The 16,005-nt window shown below is 68.0% G+C and carries 14 protein-coding genes and 2 pseudogenes; 6 read left to right on the top strand and 10 right to left on the bottom strand.

The features are described from left to right. The coding region (locus OG972_RS00005) for a helicase associated domain-containing protein (RefSeq protein WP_266977640.1) at positions 1-744 on the top strand (744 nt) is incomplete at its 5' end. Between the two features lie 35 nt (positions 745-779). Here the strand turns inward: OG972_RS00005 and OG972_RS00010 are convergent. Continuing rightward, positions 780-905 (bottom strand): hypothetical protein, encoded by a 126-nt coding sequence (locus OG972_RS00010; protein WP_266977641.1) that lies wholly within the window; start codon positions 903-905, stop codon positions 780-782. 39 nt (positions 906-944) lie between these two features. Here OG972_RS00010 and OG972_RS00015 point away from each other — a divergent pair, with 39 nt between their 5' ends. Next, on the top strand, positions 945-1,238 hold the full coding sequence (locus tag OG972_RS00015) for a Tn3 family transposase (protein WP_266977642.1): 294 nt from the start codon (positions 945-947) through the stop codon (positions 1,236-1,238). Positions 1,239-1,366: 128 nt separating this feature from the next. Here OG972_RS00015 and OG972_RS00020 read toward each other — a convergent pair whose 3' ends face one another. Next, complete coding sequence (locus tag OG972_RS00020) at positions 1,367-1,930, bottom strand: dihydrofolate reductase family protein (protein ID WP_266977643.1); 564 nt, start codon at positions 1,928-1,930, stop codon at positions 1,367-1,369. Positions 1,931-2,315: 385 nt separating this feature from the next. On the opposite strand from OG972_RS00020, the gene OG972_RS00025 reads away from it, so the two are divergent. Then, the gene (locus OG972_RS00025) at positions 2,316-2,771 is read left to right on the top strand and encodes a transposase family protein (RefSeq protein WP_266990180.1); all 456 of its coding nucleotides are present in this window, start codon (positions 2,316-2,318) and stop codon (positions 2,769-2,771) included. Between the two features lie 19 nt (positions 2,772-2,790). Here OG972_RS00025 and OG972_RS00030 read toward each other — a convergent pair whose 3' ends face one another. After that, positions 2,791-3,822 carry a hypothetical protein gene (locus OG972_RS00030; protein WP_266977644.1) on the bottom strand — a complete coding sequence of 344 codons (1,032 nt, stop codon included), beginning with the start codon at positions 3,820-3,822 and terminating at the stop codon, positions 2,791-2,793. Between the two features lie 108 nt (positions 3,823-3,930). On the opposite strand from OG972_RS00030, the gene OG972_RS00035 reads away from it, so the two are divergent. After that, on the top strand, positions 3,931-5,184 hold the full coding sequence (locus OG972_RS00035; RefSeq protein ID WP_266977645.1) for an ISL3 family transposase: 1,254 nt from the start codon (positions 3,931-3,933) through the stop codon (positions 5,182-5,184). A 66-nt stretch (positions 5,185-5,250) separates the two neighbouring features. Here the strand turns inward: OG972_RS00035 and OG972_RS00040 are convergent, their stop codons facing one another. After that, positions 5,251-5,988: a phosphotransferase family protein gene (locus OG972_RS00040; protein ID WP_266977646.1), complete on the bottom strand. Its 738-nt coding sequence runs from the start codon at positions 5,986-5,988 to the stop codon at positions 5,251-5,253. 245 nt (positions 5,989-6,233) lie between these two features. Between OG972_RS00040 and OG972_RS00045 the strand changes: the two genes are divergently transcribed. Further along, positions 6,234-6,497, top strand: a complete 264-nt coding sequence (locus tag OG972_RS00045) for a hypothetical protein (protein ID WP_266977647.1) — start codon at positions 6,234-6,236, stop codon at positions 6,495-6,497. 98 nt (positions 6,498-6,595) lie between these two features. On the opposite strand, the gene OG972_RS00050 is transcribed toward OG972_RS00045, so the two are convergent. From OG972_RS00050 to OG972_RS00075, 6 genes and pseudogenes are all read right to left on the bottom strand, one after another. Continuing rightward, entirely contained in the window at positions 6,596-9,358 is a 2,763-nt protein-coding gene (locus OG972_RS00050; RefSeq protein ID WP_266977648.1) for a protein kinase, read from the bottom strand. 113 nt (positions 9,359-9,471) lie between these two features. After that, entirely contained in the window at positions 9,472-10,197 is a 726-nt protein-coding gene (locus OG972_RS00055; RefSeq protein WP_266977649.1) for a hypothetical protein, read from the bottom strand. 322 nt (positions 10,198-10,519) lie between these two features. Further along, entirely contained in the window at positions 10,520-11,242 is a 723-nt protein-coding gene (locus tag OG972_RS00060) for a hypothetical protein (RefSeq protein ID WP_266977650.1), read from the bottom strand. Between the two features lie 253 nt (positions 11,243-11,495). After that, positions 11,496-12,300: pseudogene (locus tag OG972_RS00065) on the bottom strand (IS256 family transposase); the annotation flags it as partial. Between the two features lie 11 nt (positions 12,301-12,311). After that, positions 12,312-13,526, bottom strand: coding sequence for an IS110 family transposase (locus OG972_RS00070; RefSeq protein WP_266977651.1), 1,215 nt, complete (start codon positions 13,524-13,526; stop codon positions 12,312-12,314). Between the two features lie 218 nt (positions 13,527-13,744). Beyond that, positions 13,745-14,239: pseudogene (locus OG972_RS00075) on the bottom strand (transposase); the annotation flags it as partial. A gap of 499 nt (positions 14,240-14,738) precedes the next feature. Here OG972_RS00075 and OG972_RS00080 point away from each other — a divergent pair. Further along, on the top strand, positions 14,739-16,004 hold the full coding sequence (locus OG972_RS00080; protein WP_266990182.1) for a molybdopterin-dependent oxidoreductase: 1,266 nt from the start codon (positions 14,739-14,741) through the stop codon (positions 16,002-16,004). Position 16,005: the final 1 nt, after the last annotated feature.

A 16,005-nucleotide genomic window follows, 5' to 3' on the forward strand; every position in this document is an offset into this window, starting at 1 on the left:
GCCGAAGAGCTGGAAGAGCTCGGCATGATCTGGGACACCGCCGACACACAGTTCGCCGAAAACCTCGCCGCCGCCCGCACCTACTACACAGAAGCCCGCACCTTGGCCGCGCCCCGCCACGCGGTCGCCCTGGACAGGCCGGTGGGGCAATGGCTCACCAACCTCCGACGACCCGACGGGCTCGGCAAGGACCCGGAACGGGCGCAGCGGCGGGCCGAGCAACTCGCCGCCATCGACCCGGACTGGAACACCGGGGCACTGGGCTGGACCGTCGACTGGCAACGCCACTGGGTTGGCCTGGGCGCGCTCCTGGAGGCCGGTGCGAGCCTGGACGAGATCGTGCCCGGGGTGACGCATCGTGGCGACGACATCGGACGCTGGCTCACCCGGCAAACCCGCGACTGGGCGCAGCTCAACGAGGAACAGCAACGCCGACTCACAGGACACAGCGTGAAACCGGCTGCACGACCCCAGAAAGCCCCAGCGCGAACCAGTGCAAAGACAGGGGCAGGAAAGGGCGCAGCACGCGGTACAGCAGCCTTCCAACGAGGCGTAGCAGCCCTCGCTCAGTACATCCAACGCGAGGAGAAGACCATCGTCGGAAGAGCCCACGTCGAAGAACTCCCCGACGGCACGACGGTGCGACTGGGTGTGTTTCTGAGCAACCAGAAAACCCGCCGCCATCGACTCACCGACGCCCAGCTCGCAGCCCTCGCCGAACTCGGATACCACTGGGCGCAGTAACAACTGCTGCACCGCGCGCGGCTTCACCAGCCCGGTCAGGCCCATACCCGGTGTTCGTCCGTGAAGTACGGCCACGGCTGCGAGCCGACTGTGCCCTTGCATAGCAGTTGGTCCATGCCCCTCGCCCAGGTCTGCAGGTCGGTCAGTTCCAGCAGAATCATCGGGACCTTCAGCGGGAGATCGAGGAGGGCCTGAACGTGATGGAGTCCTCCAACGGCGCGAACTCCGTGATCGCCTACGGCAAGGACGGGGAGATCGCCTCGAACCGGCGCGACGAGCAGGAGATGTTCGTCCTGTGCCTGCGCATCCTGCAATCGGCCCTGGTCTTCGTGAACACCCTGATGCTCCAGGACATCCTCGGCGAACCGGAGTGGGCGGACCTCCTCACGCCCGCGGACCGGCGCGGCCTGACCCCGTTGTTCTGGTCCCACGTCCGGCCCTACGGCGAGGTGAAACTCAACATGACCAGCAGACTCCCGCTCAGCACGAGCTGACCGGTGTCCGGTTGGGGATCCCTTACATACACGGCCTGTGATCCGGCAGGGGTATCACGATCGCCTCGGAACACAGCGCCGCGAGATCCTTGGGCGCCCGAAGCCCGCGCCGATCCGCCGTCGAGCGCTCAGCGCTTGGTCTCGTACCTGGTCAGGACCACGCCGTCGGGAAACGTCCGGGTCTCCACTAGGGTCAGGTTCACCCAGTTGTCCAGGGCTGTGAAGAACGGCGTGCCGCCGCCCACCAGGACCGGATGGGTGACGATCGCGTACTCGTCGATCAGCCCGGCCCGCATGGCCGCCGCGGCGAGTGTGGCACCGCCGATGTCCATGGGGCCGCCGTCGTCGGCCTTGAGCCTGGTGATCTCGGTAACCGCGTCGCCGGTGACCAGACGGGTGTTCCAGTCGACCGTGCTGGTCGTAGAGGAGAACACCACCTTCGGCATGTCCCGCCAGCGGCCGGCGTACTCGATCACCGCCGGTGTGGCACCCGGCTGCTTGTCGGCGGTCGGCCAGTGGGAGCTCATCGTCTCCCACAGCTTGCGCCCGTACAGCGCCAGGCCCGTCGCGTCCACCCGGTCGGACCACCACTGGAACAGCTCGTCGCTCGGCACGCTCCAGCCGAGGTCGTCGCCGGGCGCGGCGATGTAGCCGTCCAGGCTCATGTTCATGGCAAAGGTCAGTTTCCGCATGGCGTCAGCCTCCCGTGAGTCGGTGTTCGGCGTACAGACCAGCACGGCGCGGAAAAATCATCGGTCAGGCCACACTGCCGCAGTAAATACCGGATTTACTGCGGCGGAGCCCCTACCGTGATCATCGCGCGATCTGCGTGGCGCAGAGGGCGGGCAGGGCGGCGCGGGGCCGCGACCGGTCCCCCGTTCCGGTCGCGGCCCCGCCGCCTCGGGTGCCAAGGTCGGTCACGAGCCGCAGCAGCCGCCCGCCGGGGCCTCACAGTTCGGGTCCGTGGAAGAGATGGTGCTCCGGTTGGAAGAGCTGCTGTTCTCGTCGGTCTAGGACATCGCGGTGCTGTCGGTCGACGTGAGCAATGAGGCGATACGAATAGAGGCCCAGTGCACGATGGCCGGAGCCGACTGCGCTGGGTGCGGGGACTGGTCGGAGCGGGTTCACAGCTCCTATCTGCGGTTTCCCGCTGACGTGCCCAGTGCGGGCAAGCGGGTTCGGCTGTGCCTGCGGGTCCGCCGGTTCGTCTGCGAGAACGCGTTGTGCGAACGGCGGACCTTCGTCGAGCAGATAGCCGGGCTGACCCGACGACACGGCAGGTGGACCGAGCGGCTGCGGTCGACATTGGCCGCGGTCGGCCTCGCGCTCGCCGGTCGGGCCGGCGCCCGCATGGCCAGTGTCTTCGGAGTGGCTTTGTTCACGGGTTTGGGCAGCGGTTGCTCAGCGCTTTGGAAGGCACCCAGACAGTGCCACTGTTCGATGTTCACGAGAGACGACAGCACTCGGCCGCCAGCCACAGCTGCTCCACTCGATCGCCCGAGCCCAGGAGAACGGACTCCCTCAAGTGCATGAGTGGTTATGGCCGAGTGATCTACTGGATGCTCCAGCGGTGCGGGTGGCAGGGATCTTCGGGGCAGGCGAAGATGTTGAGTTCGCCCCAGCGGCCCACGGTGACCTCGGTCGGCTTGGCGTACAGGTGTGTGGGCAAGTCCTTTTCTTCGAGCGGCTTCCAGCTGCCGCTGCCGCCGTCCCATTCCGAGCTGTCGATGGTCAGCAGCAGGTGCATCGGTGTGGCGCAGGCCAGGCAGTTCATGGGGGACGGGTCCGTGGTGTGCCAGGAGGCGAAACCGCCCACGCGCCAGCCGGGTGGGATGGACAGGTCGTACTGGTAGCCCACTGGTGCGGCCGCGTCTTCGTCCTCCGACTGCTCGGCCTCCTCCTCCAGGGCCTCTTCCCAGGCATCGATCCGTGCGCACAGGTCCTCCGGGAGGAGGCCGGCGAACGGGTAGGTGGCCACCTGCTCCGGATGCAGCACGCACGGCTCGGGTACGTAACCCTCGAAGCCGACGACCTGCGGCTGTGGCGGTGAAGTCTGCACCTCGGTGACCTCCCACGACCGGCGCCAGCGCAGGTCGAGCAGCATGCCGTAACGGGTCGGCCCGTGTGCGTCAAAGGGGCACCAGAACACCTGGAGTAGATCGCAGTCGTCCGGTCCGGCCGGCAGATCGGGGATGTCCCTCCGGTGCAGCTGCGCCACGCCGATGAGCGGCAGTGGATCGGTCGCAGCATTTTCTTGAATGCGATGTTTCTGGTCCAGCTCCTCCAGTAGCTGCCGTTCCTCGTTTGTGGGGCCCGGGTTCGATTCACGGAGCCATGCGGAAGCCAGGATCTGCCGCCGCCGGTGGATGTCCGCCGGGCGTCGGCCCCGTGCACGGCTGTGAGGCTCGGTGCACACCGGCCAGGGTTCGTCCACCGGCCACAGCAGCGGGCCGCCCACGGAACTGGCCGCCACATCAGGTCCGCCCGGGCGCGGATGGAGCCGGGTGGTAGTGCCCCGATGGGTAGCCAGCTCCGGGAAAAGCGCCTCGACATCGAGCGGGCGCGGCGGTGTGGTCCTCGACATGCACGTGACCCTAGACAGTCGCCGGCCGCCATGATTCGGCGCCCCCGAAGGCGCCCACCTCTACCAGCGCTGTCGGAACCCGTGAGCATTTCGATTCCCACGTAGGTGTTGGCTGCCTCCCACACCGGTGCACAACTGCTGTCCGGTCTCGCGAACGGAGCCATCGGAGTGTCCGTCAGCCGCAGCACTGTGCTCCGACTGGTCAAGGCCCTGCCCGATCCCGAACCACCAGTGCCGCGAGTGGTCGGCGTCGACGAGTACGCGACGCGCAAGGGCCGCATCTACGGGACCGTGCTGGTCGACGTCGAAACCCGGCGGCCGGTGGACCTGCTGCCCGACCGGGAAGCATCCAGCCTGGCCGCCTGGCTGGCCGAACGCCCCGGCATTGAGGTCGTCTGCCGCGACCGCGCACCGTTCTTCGCGGAAGGAGCCACCGCCGGGGCGCCCCAGGCCGTACAGGTCGCAGACAGATGGCAGTTGTGGCACAACCTGAGCGAGGCCACCGAGCGGTGCGTCGCCCAGCACCGCGGCTGCCTTGGAATCCTGGCTCGTGAGCCACCCGAGTCCGCTGCTGCGGCTGCACCGCCCAAGGAGATGACCGGATCACCATGGCCAACAGGGCACCGGTTCGCCGACCGCATTCGGGACAGGCACGCCACCGTCCACACCCTGCTGAAGGCAGGACACAGCCGACGCTCGATCGGCCGCCAGCTCCACATGACCCACCGCACCGTCAAGCGCCTGGCCGACGCCGCAGCCCCCGAAGATCTCTTCCAGGGGCAGTGGCAAAACCGCCCCACCGTCCTCGATGAGTACAAGCCGTACCTGGATGACCGCTGGAACCAGGGATGCGCCAATGCGTGGGCATTGTGGGAAGAGATTGTCCCGTTCGGCTACAAGGGCAGCTACCAGCGAGTTCGCGCCTACCTGCGGGAGAAGCGCCTATCACCTGGAAAGGTCTCCGCCCGGCCACCGACCCCTCGCACGGTCTCCGGGTGGATTCTGCGGCACCCCGAAAGCCTCACAGAGAGCGAACAGATGCGGCTCAAGGCCGTGCTGGCCCACTGCCCGGAGCTGGACGCCCTCAACGGGCACGTCCGTTCCTTCGCCCGAATGCTCACCGAGCGCGGGGGCGAACGGCTACCGGAGTGGCTCGATGCCGTCCGCAAGGACGACCTGCCCACCATCCACACCCTCGCCGCAGGCATCGACCGCGACCGTGACGCCGTCATCGCCGGCCTCACCCTGCCCTGGAACTCCGGTGTCGTCGAAGGACACGTCAACCGGATCAAGATGCTCAAGCGCCAGATGTTCGGCCGCGCTGGCTTCCAACTTCTCCGCAAACGAGTTCTGCTGTCGTAACGAGAGCGGCAGCCCGTACTCAGCCATATCCAGCTCTTGTTTGTGAGATGACCGGCACCCAGTTGGTCAGCGCAAGGCACGATCCAAATTGACCCGGTGATCGGAGACCCACTGATACGCCTCCTGAACCTCTGTCACTGCCCCAGCGTCACGGAGACGGATCATCGCGAGGTCTCCAGAGTCCGCAGCAGCCTCAATACCGCGCCAGCACCTGTCCTGCCACCACAAGATCACAGAGACGAGATCACGACGGTCCACGAGCTCGTAACTGTCAGCGATCAACCGCAACCGTCGCGCGGCTTCGGAGGCGTCTCCGACACTCGGCCCGAGTCCGAGGTACTGCCAACAAACGTGGGCGACATCATGGATGCGCGCGCCGGGGGCAGCCAGATCCCAGTCGATAAAGGCCACCGGGCGCAAGGCGCCGCCGACAGGTCGATAGACCGTGTTCTTGGGCGCGAGGTCGTTATGACATACGACCTCATGTGATCCGGCCAGTGCGGTGCCTGCCGTCAGGTCGTGGAACTCCCGCACAAGCTGCGTGACCCGCAGCAGACTCTCGTCGGAGTACACGGCCAGCGGCTGCTGCGGTTCCCAGGCCACATGCCCATCGAGGTAGGTGAGGACCTCGCGGCCCTCCTCGTCGATTCCGCGGTAGCGCGGCGCGCCGGGCCAGCCGCAGGCCTCAAACATCTTCAGCAGGTCGCCGATGAACCCCGTACGGGCCGACGCGGGCCGGCGCACCGTGGCGCCGACACGCACCACATGATTGATAAAGCCACCAGGCAAGGACGACTCAGGCATCCCCCTACTGTGCACGATCTTGACCTCGAACTCTCAACACATTCCCCGCTACTCAACGTGCACGCGTCACGGAATGTGTGCCAGAACCACGACTCGCGAACAAAGCCAGCCGTCCGAACTCCACCGTGCTGGGTTCAGTGAAGGCGCCGTTCGCGGTGAACCTCACCGGTATCGCCGGGAACCGGCCGACCCATCTTCCAGCCTGGTATCGCATATCCTCCGCCGCGTCCCACAGCACCGTATGGATGGTTGCTCAAGCGTCCAGTTTCGACGAGGACGGCCGGCCGGTCATGCGCGCCGATCCGGAGATCGTCACCGCGGCGGTTCTGGCCGTGCTGGGTGCGTTCGAGGACTTCGTCCAGACCCTGGGCACGTACCACGGCAAGGATCCGCAGCAGGCGCTGCTGACCATCCGCCGGCGGACCCTCGCAGTTCTCAAGCGTCAACGCAGGTGGCGCAAGCAGGCCGAGGAAGACGCGCGCCTCCTCCTCGACGACGACCACGCTTAACCCGCTCTGACAGGCTGTGCTGCACCCGCGCGCTCCACGGCGCTCCGGCAGGACGGGCACCCGTGCGGACACGTCCGCGGGCGTGGCACGGGTCTATATCACCCCTGGGTAGCGGCGTGGATGGCGCTGCGGATGGCGATGTCGGCATGGCGGTCCTCCGCGAGCTCATGCAGGTGGCGGGCGCCGGCTGGTTGGTCGCGCAGTGCGGCGGCGACGACCGTCGCGGCGTGCCCGGTCAGCGTGCGCATCCACGCCCTGATGTCGTTTTGCGGGTTCCACTGGTCCCAGCGGCCGTCCCAGTCACACATGCCTTGGACGGCCATGTCGAGCAGCTTCCACTGGTTCTTGCGGGCGGCGAGGCGGGCAACATCGAGCAGCCACCGGATGGTCCGGTCCGACTCTTCCGGGCGGGGCCAGTCCCCGCGGTCGCCTGGCGCGTGCGCGGTCAGGGCCCGTACCACGGCGGCCGTCTGGTCGACGTTGGAGAGCAGGGTGGTGCGGACCTTGAGGTGCGTGACGACGTCCAGGTAGAGCTCGTAGTTGTCCGGCTGGTCGGCGGCGAGGGTGAGCAGCTGGACAGCCGCGTTGGTGTTGTCGTTGTTGGCGTCTTCCAGCAGACGGCGGGCGCGGATGATGGGCAGCTCGCTGCGGGAGCCGGTTTCGCGTGCGACGAGGTCGAGGAAGGCGGCGATGTCCTGGGGCCGGTGTGCGGGGTCGTGCTGGGTGACCTGGCGTACGACGCCGTACCAGGGTCCGTGCCGGGGCAGCAGCGGCACGTTGGCCTGGGGCCAGGTCCCGGTGAGGATCCAGCCGATGAGCTGGCCGATGCTGTAGATGTCGCTGGCAGCAGTCGCTTCATGCCCGTTGACGGACAGCTCCGGGGCGGCGAATCCCTCGGTGCCGATGGCGGCATTGGTCAGGACACCGGCGGCGCTGGTCTGCCCGCGGGGGCGACGCGCGATCCCCCAGTCCGCCACGGTCCAGCGGCCTTCCAGCAGCAGGATGTTGGCCGGCTTGATGTCCCGGTGGATCCAGCCGACCTGGTGCGCTGGGGACAGGGCCGTGGCTACGGCGTCCAGCAGGATGCGCAGCTCGCCGGGGGCCTGCAGCTGGGTCCGCCTGCCCTCGACGGTTGCTTCGGCCAGCGGCATGATGAACCATTTGTAGGCGGGGCAGAAGTCGAGGACCGGCATGACGTGCGGGTTGTCCCCCAGGTTCTGGGCCACCTCCACCTCGCGGCGCATGCGGCGCCCGTCCCGGGAGCCTTGGCCGTTGCGTCTCTTGAACGCCACGACGGTGCCCGAGGGCCTGTGTACGGCCCGGAAGACCTCGGCCTGACCTTCCTTGGCCAAGGGCAGCCGCTCAAGCTTGTAGTCGCGCCGCTCGCCCCGTGCCGACAGGCGCACCAGGTCGTAGTTCTGGGCAGCTGAGTGGGCGAGATCCGAGCGTGCCTCCGGCTCCGGGCCGGGCTGGCGGGGTGTATTGATCTGCATCAGGATCGGTCGGGCATGCGCCGGGTTGTTGTCGGGCAGCGAGGCGAGCAGGTAGGCCGGGCCGGCGCCGGGCCTCTGTGCGAGGCCGAAGACCTGACCGAGCCGGACCTCTGCGACCGGTTCGCTGGCCCGGCTGAGAACGTCGGTGCGGTGCACGCCCACGCGGTTCCCGCTCCCGTCGGGCGATGCACTCAGCACCCCGTTCGTGCCTGCGCGCAGCGCGTGGGCCGGGAAAGAAACGGGGGTGGGGATCCAGTCCTCGCGCCGCCCGGCGCCCGTGGTGCGGCCCAGGTCAACGACCGCGCTGTGCCCCGGGGCGGCGAGGAAGAACCGGCGCCCCTCCAGCCAGGTCGCTGAGCACACAGAGGCCTCGAAGGTGATCGGGTAGCGCAACTGGTCCCCGGCCCGGTCACCGACGCGCGTCAGCGCGAGGCTGCCCTGGCCGGCGCCGAAGGTGACGCCCGAGCCGGAGAGCACCCATGCCTCGTGCCGAGGGCCGGGCAGCAGACTCGAGCCCGGCTCGAAACCGCCCGCGACAGCGCTCAGCTGCCCCTGATGCCAGCGCACCACCGCGGAGCCGCACATCACGAGCACGGCACCGTCCTCGCCTATCAGCGGCGTGCCGTGACAGCCGGGCAGGGCCAAGTGCCAGCGGGCACCGCCACGGGCAAGGTCGGTCTCCAGCAGTCCGTCGGGGCAGGTGATCAGGGCCGTGCGGTCGTCGAGCAGCGCCAGCCCCGTCGGGCGGGCCTCCTGTGCCTGCCCGACAAGCAGCACCTCGGCTGCCGCCCCTGCCCACGTCTGCGTCTCTACGGCGAGAGGGAATGCCAGCCGCACGGCCGGAGTCATCGCCCACGTCTCCGCGGCGAGTTCGCCTACGGCCAGCAGCTCGGTCAGCGGCACGCACACCTGCCGCCGTCGGAAGGTGTCGCGGAGCAGTTCGGCCAGTGGACGCAGGCCACAGACAGCGGCGTCCAGGTGTGACAGGTCCAGGATGACGCCAAGAGGCTCTACGGAACCGACCAGTTGCGTGTCGGCAGGCTCCATACCGTCGGCCAGGCGAAGCAGCACCCAGCGGCTGTCGCTCTGGTGAACGTAGCTAGCGATGTCGGCTGCTCTCAGAAACATCTCCAGCCACTGCAGGTCCGCGTTTGGAGGAGCAAAGTTGATCAGGTACTCGCGCCCTTCGAAGTCGAGCGAGACCCCCCATTCGCCGCCGAGATTGACCCGCGCGGCGGCGCCCCCGCCTGGGGGGCACAGCAGTTCGGTCACGATGGTGGCCAACTGTGCGGACTGCTCCTGAAGGGAGAGGGTGTCGTCCTCGCGCCACTGGCCGTACTTCACCAGCACGTTTCGTATGCCTTCCACGGCCCCACTCCCCTGCGCCCGTACGCGGGTGCGCCGACTGATGTGTTCTGTGTTCTCATCGCCCGGGCTGGCGGGAGCGCGGGGGCTTCCGGGCCCGCTGCCCGGTCTGCGTCCTACGGGCGGTGGTGGGCGCGCCAGGTGCGGCACAGTGCGCTGAACTCCTGCTGCCGTTCGGCCAGAAGGTCGTGGGGCCGTTGCAGGTGGCAGTCCAGGATATGTACGCCGTCGGCGAAGGGCTCGAATCCGATGCGCGCCCAGACGCCCGCGAGCTTGGCGGCGGCCTGGCTGCGCTGTTCCTTGGTGAGTTCGCGGCCGTCGGCCGAGCCGGGCTCGCAGGCGACCGCGACACAGTCCTGCGACAGGCGGCGGATGGCCGCGCCCGCCAGGACCGGGCCCAGGCCGAGACCGCGCCACGCGGGTTCCAGGACAACTCGGTCCATGATCAGCAGGTCACCGACCGGGTGGGCAAGTGTCTCTTCAAAGGTGGTGTCCCACTCCCTCGTGCCGACGTTCAGCACCGTCCCGCCGATGTGGGCGACGTCTCCGGTGTAGGAGTCCATCGCCTCGAAGGGATCGTCGGGGCCGTACATCCGCACCCGTACAAAGGACATCCGGCCCACTGAGACATCCTGCACCGCGTCCAGCGCATCCTGATCCATGTCGTTGTACGCAGCCGTGTCCTCGGCCAGGATGCCCGCATCGATCCGGGCGGTCACCGTCCAGACCTCTAGCGTCTCCTCGAACTCGAACGGCTGGATCGGGTGTTCGTGGTGGTAGGCGAGGCTGACGAGCGACGGATCGGCAGGCAGCAGGGAAAGATCGGGAAGCACGGTGGTCACCGTGCCACCGTAGTGCCCACGGGCCTCCGCCCGCCGGGGAACAGTTTCGCTCTTGTCCCATCTGAGATCGACCCGGCAGCCGCCCTTGACCCTGGGCTTCTCCCGGCGCGTGAGGTCGCGGTCTGCTGCGCCTGCACGCCGCGTCATTCGGCCTCGCCTGGCGGGTCAGATGCGCCAGGAGCGAAGGCGGTCACCGGCCGTGAGCCAGCCTCCAGCCCACGGAGCGTCGGTGGCCTTCAGCGCGCGACCGGCGAGCAGACCACCCAGGAACCGGACGATCACAGCGGTACCTTCATCCGGCGGGACTCTTCCGCCTCGCGGACTACGCGTAGTGGGCAGCTCCGGCATAGGACATTCCCAGCGCTGCGGTGAGCTGCTTGATGTCGAGTTCGGCAGCGAGGGTGAGCAGCCGTGTCGAGCGCAGGATGCGGGGCAGCAGGCCGACCGGTGTGAGGCTGTCGCGGATGTGCGCGGCGCCCGCTGGCCCGTGGGTGGTTCTGGTCAGGCGGGTGACCAGGACGTGCGGGTTGTCCGTGCCCAGTGAGGCGCGGTGGGCGAGGCAGCCCTTCAATGCCTTCCATGTCGCCCCGTCGAGTACGAGGTCGACGGAGCGTCCCGGGAAACGCACAGCGTGGCGGGCAGGGGTGAGGTGGTCGAGGGTGAGGAGGCGCAGCTCGGTGGTGGTCGCTGCGTGGAGGAGTGCGGCCAACCCGATGAACGCCTCGTGCGGGTGCATCTCGCCGGGCCCGTTCCAGCGGTGGTAGAGCGTGCGCTGCTCGTCCAGGGTGAGCGTGGCGCCCCTGAAGCCGCGTGGCTGCGGGGCATCGAGGGGCGCGGCCGGGTTGTGCAGAACGGCTCCGGTGCGCTGGGCGTGGGCGAAGAACTGGTGCAGGCCTGCCAGCCAGGAGGCTCTGCGGGCCGCGTTGCTGGCGAGGAACGCCTCCAGGTCCGCCGTGGTCAGGGACGCCCACGTCTGATGGCCTCGGCCTGTGGCGTGCAGGGAGAGGTCCCGGACGGTGTCCAGGCGGATCTCGATGGTCTTCAACTGGTTCGGGCGCAGGCCCAGAGCAGCGGCGCGCTCGCGCTGGGCCAGCAGCGTCTGCGCGAAGCCGCGGACGGCTGGGCGCAGCGGGGCCGGTACGGCTTCGATGCGGCGTTCCTGGCGGGCGGCGGCTGTCGTTTCCTCGACTGCCTTGGGGGCGTCGTGGAGGTGGTGGGCGTGGAAGAAGTCGGTGAGAGGCCGGACGAGCCGGGGATGGGTCTGTAAAGTTAACGGTGGTTCTGGAGTTGTTAGTGGGTCAGCGTCGAGCGGCGGAGAGTCGTCCGTCGAAGGTGATCTCGAAGGCGTTGAGTGCGGCCTTCCATCGCTGTGACCAGCGTTTGCGGCCCTGGCCGGTGGGGTCCAGGCTCATGACGGCCATGTAGACGCATTTGATCGCTGCTGCTCGTTTGGGAAGTGTCCGCGGGCTCGGACGGCCTTGCGGATGCGCGCGTTGACCGACTCGATGGCGTTCGTCGTGCATACAACTCGCCTTATTTCTGTGTCGAATTGGAGGAAAGGCACGAACTCGGCCCAGGCGTTCTCCCACAACCACACGATCGCTGGATACTTCCCGCCCCAGGCGTCACTGAACTCCAGGAAACGTTCCGTGGCGGCGTCCTCGGTCGGGGCCGTGTAGACGGGCTTGAGCGCCTTCGAGATCTTGTCCCAGTCCTGCCGGGCCGCGTAGCGAAACGACGCCCGCAGCAGGTGAACCACACAAGTCTGCGTGATCGCCTGGGGCCAGACCGTCCCGATCGCGTCGGGCAGGCCCTTAAGTCCGTCACAGACGACCATGCAGACGTCTTCGGTGCCGCGATTCTTGATCTCGGTGAGGACTTGGAGCCAGTACTTGGCGCCCTCGCCACCGTCGCCGGCCCAGAGCCCGAGGATCTCGCGGGTGCCCTCGACAGTGACCGCCAAGGCCACATAGATCGGCCTGTTGGCCACCTGGCCGTCCCGCAGCTTCACGTGCACACAGTCGATGAACAAGACGGGGTAAACCGCCCCGAGTCGAGCGGACGGTTCTGCCATTCGTTCATGCCGTCGATCACCTTGATGCTCCTATCGTTGGTCAAGCGGCAGCGAGCCACTCGCGGTAGGTGCTGGCGAAGGCGTCATCGCGGCGAAGGCCCCGCTCGATGTTGGAGATGACGGCGGGCCAGACCCCGAAGTGGTTCGCGGCGGCGGTGAGCGTGATGTTCTTGGCCTGGCGGGCTGGCCTGAGGTCCGCGATCTCGGGGACCTCGACCGTCGTGGTCAGGAGACGGAAGACCTCACGTGCGATCGCGCGCTTGAGGAGCCGGAGGATCTCCTTCTTCGTCCGTCCGGCGTCGGTCTGTCGGGCAACGTAGTCACGGGTGCGCTGATCTCGGCGCATACGGACGAGTGCGATCCGGTGGAGGGCCGCGTTGGCCGCGCGGTCCCCGCCGCGGGAGAGCCGGTGCCGGTTGGTCTTGCCGCTGGAGGCCGGAACCGGGGCGACGCCGCACAAGGCGGCGAAGGACGCCTCCGTGCGCAAGCGGGCGGGATTGTCACCGGCCGTGATCAACAGCTGTGTCGCGGTGTCGGGCCCGATGCCGTAGGCGGCGCGCAGGCCAGGGTTGAGCCGCGTGACCAGGACGTCCAACTCCGAGGTCAGAGCCATGTGTTCGGCGGTCAGGCTCTGGACGCGCCGCGCGAGCGTGCGCAGAGCGGTCAGGACCGGAGCGTGGATGGGATCGCTGCCGATGCGGAGCCGGACCAGGGCGGCGACGCGCATGTCGCCCCGCAGCACCTCGTACTTCGCGCGGATCCCGTCGGGTGCGCAGATCAGGATGTGTCCGATCTGGTTCAGTGCCGCGGTACGGGCCTTGATCGCGGATCGTGCCACGTTGTGCAGTGCCCGGATCCCGGTGACGGTATCGCCCTTGGGGGCGCTGGTGGCCCGGCCGGACACGACCGCCCGAGCGGCGGCGTAGGCGTCGATGGGATCGGACTTGCCGATCCTGCGGCGCTCGGCCTTGTCCGGCCGGTTGACCTCGATCACGGTCAGGCCGGCCTCGCGGGCCGCTCGCGTGAACCCCGAGCCGTAGGAGGATGTGCCTTCCACCCCGACGGAGACGACAGTGCCATGAGCGGCCATGAACGCGATAGCAGCCGTGTATCCAGCGGCCGTTGTGGGGAACTCAGCGTCGGCGAGCTGCCCGCCGCGGTCAGTCACCACGGCGACGTGGATGGTGTCGGCGTGGGAGTCCACTCCGCCGATCACCACGTGTTCGACGACGGCTTCGGTGTCCGTTCCTGTCATGCTGGAGATGCCTTCCTGACCGGAGATGGCTCCGGCCGGGCGGGGCAGACAGGACAGTGATGGGGCCTTTAGCCAGGCTCCTATAAGGTCATGATCCACCCGGCCGGGGCCTCGGGAACGGGCCCCGGCAGCCGGACAGACCAAGGCGAAGACAGCCCAGCAGGACGTCAGTCAGTGATCGAGTCACGACCACCGGGGACCCGGATACCACTATCACTGTCCGTGATCACGAAGATGGTCGTCTTGGAGACTTCGGCTCCATAGACCTCGGCCAGGTGGGCGGAGATCTCCCCGTGAGTCAGGCCCCGGGCCGACAGGGACAGCACCATCTCGTCGACGCCGGTCAGCCGGCGCTGTCGTTTCCGCACGATCTGCGGCTCGAAGCTTCCTTCCCGGTCCCGGGGCACCTCGATCTCGACCGGCCCGACCTCGGTTACCACTGTCTTGGCCCGGGTGCCGTTGCGGGTGTTCCCGGTACCGGCCCTCTCGTGCTTCTCGTGGCCGAGATGATCAGTGATCTCGCCTTCGAGAGCGGACTCAAGGATCTTCTTCGTCAGCTGCTGCAGCAACCCGCCTTGGCCTGTGAGGTTGATCCCGTCGGCCTTGGCTCGGTCCACCAGCTGGCCGATCAACTGGTCATCCAGCACGGCCGGATCCAGCCCGGCCGGCTGTGCTTCTTCCACGGCCTCGGCCGAGACGATCACGTCTGTCATCGGGTGTCACTTCCTGTTCGAAGATCCACCGTTGACCGTGCAGACCCTCCAAGGTTGAAGATCGCCGATCTCTTGCTCTCTGGTGACGTGTCACGTCCTCGGAAGAGTGCGATGGCGTGGCGTACTCCGGCGGTGGCGTCGGGTGGGCTGCATGACCCGGGGCACGGGGGCCTGGGGGACTGCCTGAAGCAGTTGTTCGACCGTTCGGCTGGTGAAAGACACCCGCATGCACCTCAGGCCCGGTCAGCCGGCCTGGCCTGTGTCAGCTTGTGAATGTCTGTCTGTCAGGCATGGGACCGCCCCGTCGTAGGGGCCGCTCAGCGACTGGAGGAGAGGGCCGATGGAAAGTGGCGGACGGCCGTCGGGGCCGGCACCCTCCGGTGGGCCGCAACGTCGGGGATCGGACGGAGAGCGCACGCGGGCGTGGCGTGAGCGCATGGAGGCTGCTCTGGCGGCTACCACCGTGCGTACCCGGGCGACAGCGCGACGCATCGGCCAGATGCCCCCGCCACCGGGTCCGTTCCGTCCCGGGTTCTGGCGTAGTCCGATCCGCGGGCCCTGGCTGACCTCGGTGTTCGGCCTGGTGCTGCTGATCGGCATCCCGCTGCTGTTCGTTACCGGACTGCTCTCCTACGCCTCCTACAACCCCGGGCTGAGCCCCCTCAATGACAAGACTCCCGACAAGGGCGTGCTGGGCTTCTATCTGTTCAGCTGGCCCACGCACCCGTACTGGCTGTACCGGCTGCTCCAGGGCGTGCACGTGACGCTGGGTGTGGTCCTGGTGCCGGTGCTGCTGGCCAAGTTGTGGTCGGTAATCCCGAAGCTGTTCGAATGGCTGCCAGTGCGCTCCGTCGCCCATGGACTGGAGCGGCTCTCCTTGCTGATGCTGGTCGGCGGGGTCATCTTCGAGTTCGTCACCGGCATCCTCAACATCCAGCTCTACTACGTCTTCCCGGGCTCGTTCTACCGCCTGCACTTCTACGGCGCCTGGGTGTTCATCGCCGCCTTCGTCGTCCACGTGGGCCTCAAACTCGCCCGGATGACACGTGCCCTGCGCTCTCGCAGTCTGAGCGCCGAACTGCGCACCGACCTCGCCCACACCCTGCCCGAACCCCCCGACCCCGACGGCCTGGTGGCAGCCGCCCCCACCCCGCCGACGATGAGCCGCCGCGGCGCGGTGGGCATGGTGGGAGCGGGATCGCTACTCCTCCTCGCCGTGACCGCCGGACAGAGCATCGGCGGCCGGCTGCGCGGCACGGCGCTCCTCGCACCGCACAACCGCGATCCGGGCAGGAGCCCGAACGGCTTCCAGATCAACAAGACGGCGGCGGCCGTCGGTGTCACTCCCGCGCTCGTCGGACCGGACTGGCGGCTGGAGGTGCACGGACGCGGAGCGCCACTGGTCTTCACCCGCGAGCAGCTCCTGGCCATGCCGCAGCATGCCGCCGCACTGCCGATCGCCTGTGTGGAGGGATGGTCCACCGACGACCAGCACTGGAGCGGCCTACGGCTGGCCGACCTCGCCGCCATGACCGGCATGTCCGGCGCCGGAAGCGTCCTGGTCGAATCCATCCAACCACCCGGCCCGTTCACCAGAGTGGTGCTGCGGGGCAACCAAATCCACGACCTCCGAGCGCTGCTCGCCCTCCGCGTCAACGGCGCACATCTCTCGCTCGACCACGGATACCCGGCCCGCATCATCGTCCCGGCCAACCCCGGTGTGAACAACACCAAGTGGGTCCACCGGCTCACCTTCAGGGCGTGAC

This window comes from Streptomyces sp. NBC_01669 (genome assembly GCF_026339735.1).
Lineage (GTDB): Bacteria > Actinomycetota > Actinomycetes > Streptomycetales > Streptomycetaceae > Streptomyces > Streptomyces yanii.